This is a genomic window from uncultured Actinomyces sp. (assembly GCF_963526355.1).
GTDB lineage: Bacteria > Actinomycetota > Actinomycetes > Actinomycetales > Actinomycetaceae > Actinomyces.
Genome location: NZ_CAUROW010000088.1, coordinates 1 through 7,767 on the forward strand (window position 1 = coordinate 1; position 7,767 = coordinate 7,767).

The 7,767-nt window shown below is 67.0% G+C and carries 7 protein-coding genes and 1 pseudogene; 2 read left to right on the plus strand and 6 right to left on the minus strand.

Features of this window, described 5'->3' with window-relative positions; all coding sequences use genetic code 11:
* Nucleotides 1-358 (minus strand): annotated as a pseudogene (locus RWR81_RS11410) (hypothetical protein); the annotation flags it as partial.
* A 1,264-nt stretch (nucleotides 359-1,622) separates the two neighbouring features.
* On the opposite strand from RWR81_RS11410, the gene RWR81_RS11415 reads away from it, so the two are divergent.
* Nucleotides 1,623-2,954 carry a hypothetical protein gene (locus RWR81_RS11415; RefSeq protein WP_314457871.1) on the plus strand — a complete coding sequence of 444 codons (1,332 nt, stop codon included), beginning with the start codon at nucleotides 1,623-1,625 and terminating at the stop codon, nucleotides 2,952-2,954.
* A gap of 50 nt (nucleotides 2,955-3,004) precedes the next feature.
* Nucleotides 3,005-3,847 (plus strand): DUF2637 domain-containing protein, encoded by an 843-nt coding sequence (locus tag RWR81_RS11420; RefSeq protein ID WP_314457877.1) that lies wholly within the window; start codon nucleotides 3,005-3,007, stop codon nucleotides 3,845-3,847.
* Nucleotides 3,848-4,009: 162 nt separating this feature from the next.
* On the opposite strand, the gene RWR81_RS11425 is transcribed toward RWR81_RS11420, so the two are convergent.
* The 5 genes from RWR81_RS11425 to RWR81_RS11445 all read right to left on the minus strand — a co-directional run bounded on the left by RWR81_RS11425 (nucleotide 4,010) and on the right by RWR81_RS11445 (nucleotide 7,447).
* Nucleotides 4,010-4,189 carry a hypothetical protein gene (locus tag RWR81_RS11425; protein WP_314457872.1) on the minus strand — a complete coding sequence of 60 codons (180 nt, stop codon included), beginning with the start codon at nucleotides 4,187-4,189 and terminating at the stop codon, nucleotides 4,010-4,012.
* Nucleotides 4,190-4,342: 153 nt separating this feature from the next.
* Nucleotides 4,343-4,795: a hypothetical protein gene (locus RWR81_RS11430; protein WP_314457873.1), complete on the minus strand. Its 453-nt coding sequence runs from the start codon at nucleotides 4,793-4,795 to the stop codon at nucleotides 4,343-4,345.
* Nucleotides 4,796-4,838: 43 nt separating this feature from the next.
* Entirely contained in the window at nucleotides 4,839-5,204 is a 366-nt protein-coding gene (locus RWR81_RS11435; RefSeq protein ID WP_314457874.1) for a hypothetical protein, read from the minus strand.
* 224 nt (nucleotides 5,205-5,428) lie between these two features.
* Nucleotides 5,429-6,211, minus strand: coding sequence for a ParA family protein (locus tag RWR81_RS11440; RefSeq protein ID WP_314457875.1), 783 nt, complete (start codon nucleotides 6,209-6,211; stop codon nucleotides 5,429-5,431).
* 348 nt (nucleotides 6,212-6,559) lie between these two features.
* On the minus strand, nucleotides 6,560-7,447 hold the full coding sequence (locus RWR81_RS11445; RefSeq protein WP_314457876.1) for a tyrosine-type recombinase/integrase: 888 nt from the start codon (nucleotides 7,445-7,447) through the stop codon (nucleotides 6,560-6,562).
* Between the last annotated feature and the right edge of the window lie 320 nt (nucleotides 7,448-7,767).

Consider the following 7,767-nt stretch of genomic DNA (forward strand, 5'->3'; position numbering starts at 1 on the left):
ACACCTGACTGGTGCGCGCGGGCGTGAACGGGCGCGCGCACACCGGGCAGATCGCTGAGCGCTCACCTTCTCCCCCACTGCGGGTGTAGGTGCGCACGTGCTCGCGGTCGCGCGCGTAGCGTGCGCGGCGACCTGCACGCTCCCTGCACGCCGGTGAGCAGTACACCTGACTGGTGCGCGCGGGCGTGAACGCCTGACCGCACCCCGGGCATTCGATCTGATGGTCGGTTATCCAGGCCTGGCGGCACTCCTCAGTGCAGTAGCGCTTGCTGCGGCGCTGGGCGGTGAAGGTTTCCCCGCACTGCACACATATGACCTGGATCACAATCTGTCCTTGGGTTGTGGTTGTTGCTGTCACCTTCTAACCGTGCCGGGGTGCGCCACACTGGCCCCGACACTTTGGGCTTGTCGTTGCGCAGTGCCAGATGTGCCTCGTTTTATCTCTTCTCTGCTTGCTAAGAGCTGAGAAGGCGCGTTTCGGCGTGCACGGGATCGTCCGTCGGGACGCTTTATCGGTCAGGGCTGGTGAGGTGAGTGGGCGCTGGTAGGTGCTCGAGCTGGGAGCCGACTCGGGCAGGTACAGGGGAAGGTGAGCGGGCTGGTTGGTGGGACCGCGCGAGCAGGTGGTCGGCTGTGGGCGTGGGCGGCCCGGAAGGTGAGTGGGTACCAGCCAGTGGGGTGTGGGCGAGTCGCGAGTAGCGGCCCGCGGGCGCAGACAGGGCCGCTCGCGAGGCGTCCACACCCCCGGTCCTATGGGTCCCGGTGTCCATCATGTGGGCGGGCCGGCCCCCGGCAAACGCCGGGCCGTCCACATGTGGGCACGGGGCACTCGGCGCGCCGGCATGCCCACCCCTCTTCTGGCGCGCACAAGGAGTACAGGCGGTCTCCAAGGTTGGTGACCGGGGTGACGGGCGGGCGGCTGTGCCCGGGCCGCATGAGCGGGCCTGAGCGCTCTCGGACCGAGGGTGACGTGCGGCCGGGGTGCAGGCGCCCCACCTACGGCCGGTGACGGCGCCCACGTGACTGAGGGGCTGTGGTCAGGCCGGTGCCGCTCGGCCCGGTCGGGCGACGGAGGAGCCAGGCCGGCGGCACCAGAGGCTGTCCACAGCCCCGGGATGGGTCCCGCTGTCCACCTGTGCGTGGCCGCCGGCCCCGGCGATAGCCGGCGGCCTCCATAGGTGGGCAGGGGGCACGCGGCGCTTCCCGGCCCCCTCCTGGCGCACGGGCTCGCACCAAGGAGGGGTGTGGCGGTGGTGGGCACGGTTAAAGGGTGACAGCACACAAGAATCAATAAAGGGGGAAGTGCTGTGACTGATATTGAGTTTTTCGGCCAGGGGATCGACGGGCGGCGCTATGCCGATGACGACGGTAGGTCTGCGCCGCCGGGGATGAGCCCCCCTGAGGTGGCGGACACCGGCCGGGATGTGTCCCCCTCGGCAGATGATGGACGTCCGGGGATGACTGGCTCGTGGGTGAGGATGGATCACTTTTACTGGCCTGCTCCGCAGGCCGGGCCGCCGGCGCCCTCCACCCCTGGTGGTGCCCCGCGGGTCGGCGGACACGCACAGGGCCGTGGTCACGAGCAGCAGCAGTCAGCTGCCCTGTCGTTGTGAGGAGGAGTCATGGAGCAGCTGCGTGTGACGGGTAAGTGGATGGACCGCATCAATAAGGATGTTGACGACCTGCTGTTAGAGGCCGGTATCGATCATGGTGAGTGGTTGATGTCGTCCATGGACTGGCCGATCCGCTATTTCCAGGTGGTTGGCCAGACGGAGGTTGGATCGGTCGGTTTCCCTGAAGATGGAAGCGTGTTCTGCCAGCGGGCCGGTGAGAGCAACGGGTTCGAGGCCCGCGCTGATGACGTTGCCGAGTACCTCGGCATAGACGTTGACGCAGCGGCACAGTTGATGACCGGAATGGCTAACGTCGCCGAGCGCGCCTACGCCGCGATGATTGACGGCGACAGATGGACGCTAGTCGAGACTAGCGGCGGCCGCCTGTTGCCAGCGAAGTTGACGTTGCCGGCAACGTCAACTGAGTACATCGCAGCGGTTGACCTGGACCTGGCGATGAAGGCCGGGCGCATAGGTCTGGGAGAGGCTTCGTACACCGTTCATCGCGATGGTCGTGGTGTGTGGGCGCACCCTCATCTTGATGACGATTTCGAGCTGAAAGCAGACGATTTCGAGTTGAGAACAGTGGGTGACGGTGTCGTCCTTCCTGGGGCGGAGATAGTCACCCTTGAGGTCCAGGTGACGGCCATGGCGGCCTGGTCAGCACTAGAGGGCTCGCTCGCGCGTCCTTCACGCACCAGCGACGAGGCCAAGGACCTGGGATGGCGCCCTACTGGCGAATTCCACGTCAGCGAGGACGGCTGGGTAGTGACCTACAGGTCAGGTGATGAGGAGGCTGTGGTCAGGGTCGATGACTGTGAGCGAGTGACCCTGCGCACCGCGCAGGGTCAGGTTCTCGCTGAGAACATCTCAGCGGTTGCGGCACGCCACCTGGTAGACGCTTGTCTCATTAGGAGTACTGGTAGGCCCGGGTTAACGATCGCGGCCCCTGAGGGGGTGAGCGAGGAGCTCGGCGAGCAGACCCGGTGGATCGTCGAGATGGCAGGCCCGCTCAACGTCCATGTTGCTCATATCGGCGGGTATCCGTACATCGCCATCGGCCGGCCCGGGGAGGGGCGTCTGATCCGCCCGATCGGCGGTGGACTGGTTGAGCTGTCGACACCGAGCGGGCACGTGTGCCGGGTGAGTCAGAGCGAGGCGCTGACGCGTGAGCTCAGTGGTGCGGACCGGGTCGTGGTGAGCGAGGTGGCGGCTCAGCGGGCCGTGCGCGCTCGTATGCCGGGACTGGCCGCCGGCGCGCAGCTCGGTTCCAGCCCCATCGTGGGGTCCTTCCCGGCTCATCCTGAGCGCGGGGTGCGACAGCTGGAGCCTGTCTGGTGAGTGCGGTGACGCGGGGATGGAGCCACTCGTGGGTCGGACGGACCTCCGTGGTGGGGACCGGGCTGCTCGCGCTGGGAGGATTCACCTTGTCGTTCGCGGCGTTGAGGGATCTCGCGGTGCGGGTGGGCATGCCGTCGGATCTCGGGTGGATCTGGCCTTTGTTGATCGACGGGATGATCGTCGAGGCGACGCTAGCGGTCGTGGCCCTGGCTCAGCGCGGCTCACGGGCCGTCTGGTACGCCTGGTTCCTCCTTGCGGCCGGGGCACTGGTTTCCGTGGGGTCGAACGGCGCCCATGCCGTGATCACAGGTCATGGGTGGGCCGGCGCTGCGGCGGCCTCGGTTCCGCCGGTGGTGCTGCTTGCCACCACGCACCTGACGGTGCTGCTCATGGCCAGTCCGGAGTCGTCTGCGGTGCCGGCGCTCGCGCCGGCCACCGCAGTTGGTCCGGGGCTGCACCCGGGCCCCGATGGGGGCGGCTACGCCACGTCTGGCGGCGACGAGGAGCCGGCTGCGCCGGCGCCTGCGGATGATGACGCCACTGCGGCGTCAGAGTTGCCGCCAGCACCAGCCTCGTCGCCCTCCGGCGACGGGGCGGAGGTGCAACTCGATAGTCCTGTGCCGGCGGCTGACGTCACTGTCGAGCAGCCAGCGGGCGCCAAGGCCGAGTCGAGTGAGCCGGCCACGAGTACGCAGGACCGTGATGACGCTGTCGAGGACGGAGATGAGCTGAGTCTTGAGGAGTGGGTCGCCCAATGTGAGGCCGCCGGCCAGGCGGTGACGGGCGCGATGGTCGCCGAACGCTTCGGGGTCTCACCCTCGACGGGCCGACGGCGCCTGGCGGCGCTGCGCAAGGCGCGTCAGCCGCATCTGCGGCTGGCTAGCAACGAGTAGAACACAGCGGCTACGAGCACATAGAAGAAGTGATGATGAGAGGAGTAGCGAGATGAGAGGGCTAGGCCCAAGAGAGATGTGGGGCTCGATCCTTCCGGTGACGCCGGTGTTCGTACTGGCGAACAATGGACACCGGCTGGTGGAGGCCTTTGATCAGGATCTTCAGGTCGGTGTCACTGACCTGGCCCGGGACCTGGTGGAGCTGGCGCGCGCTATGGGGCGCGCCATCGATGTCCAGGTTGAGACGGGGCGGTGGCTGAGGGTCAGGCCGGACGGGACGATGTCGCCTGCGCCGCCGCCGGCGAGCCTGAGGCGGGTGGCGGCGGTCAAGCGTGAGCGCATGCGCCGCTTGGCCCGTCAGGCGCTGTGGGAGACGTTCAAGGGGTTGGTAAGCCTGCGGCGTCGTGGACGTGCTCAGCCGTGGCCACCACCTTGGCCGGCGAACCGGCCGTTGCCGTCATCACCGACTGTGGCGCATCGGCGTAGGATGCCGCGTCACTGCCAGCCGGGCGGCATTGGGCGGTTCATCCTGCCGCTGCTGGTGGGTGGCCAGGGAGCACCTGGCGGAAGAATTCGTGGGCGGGTGAGGACCATCTCCACGCCCAGCACGACGTAGGAGCCAGCGAGCATCATGATGGAGATGAGGATAGATGCCGCGTAGTCGGGGCTGACGGCCATGAGGAGGCCGCCGGCCCCGACTGCTACCAGCCAGGAAGCGATGAAGGCCCAGGGGAAGCTCCCCCATACCTTCCTCCACGGCCAGACCGCCCAAAAGAGGAAGACGAGGCCGCAGAGGGCGATCATGGTCCGCCCGATACCGGCGCCTTCCCTGGGGACGCCTGCCATCGCCTCGGGCTGGGTTGATAGAAGTACGATGGTGGCCGCTCCGAGCGGGATGAGTGACCGTATAGCAATGACGATGAGCATCTTGAAAAACGCGCCGTACATGACGTTCCTCCTTCTCCTTCGTTGTCTGTTGTTGAGTGCTCTTTCAGGGCTGTGGTCGCCTGCCGCGGGGCAGGCGACCGGTGTAGACGGGGACGGAGCTGCCGCCGGCCTCGGCGACAGCTCGGCGCAGGGCCGCGGCGATCACGGCTGAGCGCGATATGCCGTGGCCACGCAGCGAGTGGTCCTCGACGGTGTCGATGATTCGCTGCCGTGTTCGGGGGGTGATGGAGATGGTGGTGATGTGCCCGTCGTCCCCCATGGGTGTGCTGATGACGGCGCTCCGGTGGTCGAGGTAGCTGTTGATAGCCGCCTCGACCCACTCAACCATGGCTACCTCGTGCCCGGGGTGGGCACGCAGGTAGAGGGTCTTGGCCTGTCCCCACAGAGGGCGGTCTATCCATATGGTCATACTTATTCTCCCGGTGGGCGGCGCCCCGCGCCGCCCCGATGCCTTGCCTTTGGGAGACCTTTTAGAAGACTTAGTAGCACTAGTAGCGTTATCTTTCTTAGTTTCCTTAGTTAGGACCGGCACCCCACGGCCGAGTCCCCGGGGGCGGGCTGCCTCTTTCCTCGGCGTGGTCTGGATTGCTTGGGCGTCGCGCTCGGCGAGTGTGCGCCGTTTGGGTCTGGGGGTCATGATGCGGCTCCTTCGATGATGACGCCGAGGGCGGCGGCGTAGTCTTTGGCGACGGGGGTGTCGGGGGCGTAGGCGCCGACGGGGAGGCCCTCCATGTAGGCGTCGCGTGCGGTGACGGAGTCGCGCACGGGCGGGGTTACCTGCCCGGGGTAGGTGTTACACAGCTGGGTGAAAATCTCCCGGTCGAGGAGTCGCCCACGACCGTCCCGGGCACGGGAGTCGAACGCCACGGGCACAACCCAGCTGATGCGCGCGCCGCGGTTGACCCTGCGGGCGATGCGAGCGTCGAGGACAGCGGTCAGGCGTCTCAGCTGGTCGTAGGCCTCCACGGACGGGGTGACGGGCGCGATGATGACGTCGGCGGCGGCCAGGCCGGCCTGGGTGAGGGCCCCTACTGACGGTGGGGTGTCGATGACGACGTCGTCCCACCGGCCGGCGTGGGAGGGAATCTCATCGCGCAGAAAGGTGATGAGGTCGGGCGGCGGTGCGGCCTCGGTGTCTGCCAGGGCGTGGGTGCCGGCCAGGACATCGCCGCCAGCCAGGGCAGGTGAGGGTGTGGCGGCCTGGTCCAGGTCGAGGTCGCCGGCCAGGACGTCGGCGGTGGTGCCGTCGACCTCGCTGGACGCAGTCAGCCCGAGCCGGGCGGTGAGGTTGCCCTGCTGATCCAAATCTATGGCGAGGACACGCCGGCCGAGCTGGGATAGGGCGAGAGTGAGCTCGGCGGCTGTCGTTGACTTGCCTACCCCTCCCTTGGGGGTGGCCACTGTGTACGTCGTCATAACGTTGACCTTTCTGCTGCTTCTAATTCTACTAATGCTATTAGTGTATTGCAATAGTTCCGTGTGTTTTGGGTAAGATACGAATGCCTTCGTTGGTGGCTCGCCCCCGCGCACCCGCTTGATCGGTGGGGTGTCGATTCGCTGAAGGGAGGTGAAGGGCATGCGTAGGGGCTACAGGCTTCGTCACGCGGCTTCGAGGCACTGGCTTCAGCACAGAGCCCCGACGTGGTGCGAGATTGTCATCGCGCTCGCAACCACTGCCGGGGTTCTGATTAGCTTGATCCAGTTGCTGAGGGGCTAGGTGCTCCTTCTGGGGGTCACCCGGCTGGTACCCGGGTGGCCCTCCTATTATGCCTCGGCGCCGGGGGTGGTGTCGAGGGTGGCACTGGCAACGATTCTGAGGCCGGTGAGGGCTTGGCGCTGCTGGGCGATGGTGACCCCGAGGTAGCGGCCCGTGGTGGCGAGCGAGGCGTGTCTCATGAGGGTCTGGACGATGCGGCTGTCGGCCCCGGCCTCCAGGAGGCTGGTCGCGAAGAAATGCCTCAACTGGTGGGCTGAGGCGTCGATGCCTGCGCGGCGAAGAGCTCGGGCGATGACGGTACCGACGGTCTGGGCAGTGACGTGCTGGCCGGGCCGGGTTGGTGAGGGGAACCAGAAGCCGCGGCGGGGGTAGCTAGCGGCCTCGTCGAGGATGACGGGGTGAGCGGGAAGGAAATCGTCTCGGCCGCCTTTGCCGGCCACGCGCAGCGTGGCAGCGGCGGGGTCGATGTCCTGACCGCGAATTTTGGCAATCTCGTGGATGCGTAGGCCGGCGTAACTCGCTAGGAGGATCTTGGTGCGGGTGGCTGGGCGTAGGGGTATGGCTAGGAGGACGTCGAGCTGGTCCTGGGTGATGGGGCGGGGCTTGGCCGGCGGTACCCGGGGTCTGAGGACCCGCATGGTGGGGTCGTCGTCGCGGTGGCCGGCGCGTACTAGCCAGGTGCACCATGCTCGGATGACGGAGTAGTAGGCGTCCTTGGTGACGGGGGCCTGAATGCTGGCGAGGAAAGCGGTGATGGTGTGGGAGGTGAGGGCTGCGGGGTCGGTGCCGGTGGCGCGGGCGAGCTGGCGGATGACGCGTTGGCGCTCGGTGATGGTGCGGGTGGAAAGGCCTTGGGCTGTCATGGTCAGGACCCAGGCGTCGATGAGGGTGTCGGGAGCGTCGTCGGGGCGGACGACTTTCAGAGAATTTCTCATGACAGGAATATTCCTGGTTGTAGGTTCCCGGTACGACGCCTTGGAGGGGTCTGAATGTCACACCTTCTCTTTGCTGGTGAACCACTCCCCCAGGGTCCCTCTCTTCATGGGGAGGGGCCCCGGGGTGTGCCCCCACGAGACAGGGGTAGAGGTGACTCAAGACTGGCGACCAGCAACGGTGGGTGAGGTGCAGGTGACGGTGGGAGGACTGTGCCCGGGCCGCCTCGACGCTGGCTAGCGCTGCCGGGCCGTGGTGAGTGGCGGCCGGGGTGCAGGCCGGCCCCACCACGAACGGGGACAACGTCTACGGGGCTGAGGGG

Coding starts and splice junctions, on each gene's coding strand:
- RWR81_RS11415 (WP_314457871.1), top strand. CDS start 1,623: ATGGAGCAGCTGCGTGTGACGGGTAAGTGGATGGACCGCATCAATAAG.
- RWR81_RS11425 (WP_314457872.1), bottom strand. CDS start 4,189: ATGCGCTCACGCTTGACCGCCGCCACCCGCCTCAGGCTCGCCGGCGGC.
- RWR81_RS11430 (WP_314457873.1), bottom strand. CDS start 4,795: ATGTACGGCGCGTTTTTCAAGATGCTCATCGTCATTGCTATACGGTCA.
- RWR81_RS11435 (WP_314457874.1), bottom strand. CDS start 5,204: ATGACCATATGGATAGACCGCCCTCTGTGGGGACAGGCCAAGACCCTC.
- RWR81_RS11440 (WP_314457875.1), bottom strand. CDS start 6,211: ATGACGACGTACACAGTGGCCACCCCCAAGGGAGGGGTAGGCAAGTCA.
- RWR81_RS11445 (WP_314457876.1), bottom strand. CDS start 7,447: ATGAGAAATTCTCTGAAAGTCGTCCGCCCCGACGACGCTCCCGACACC.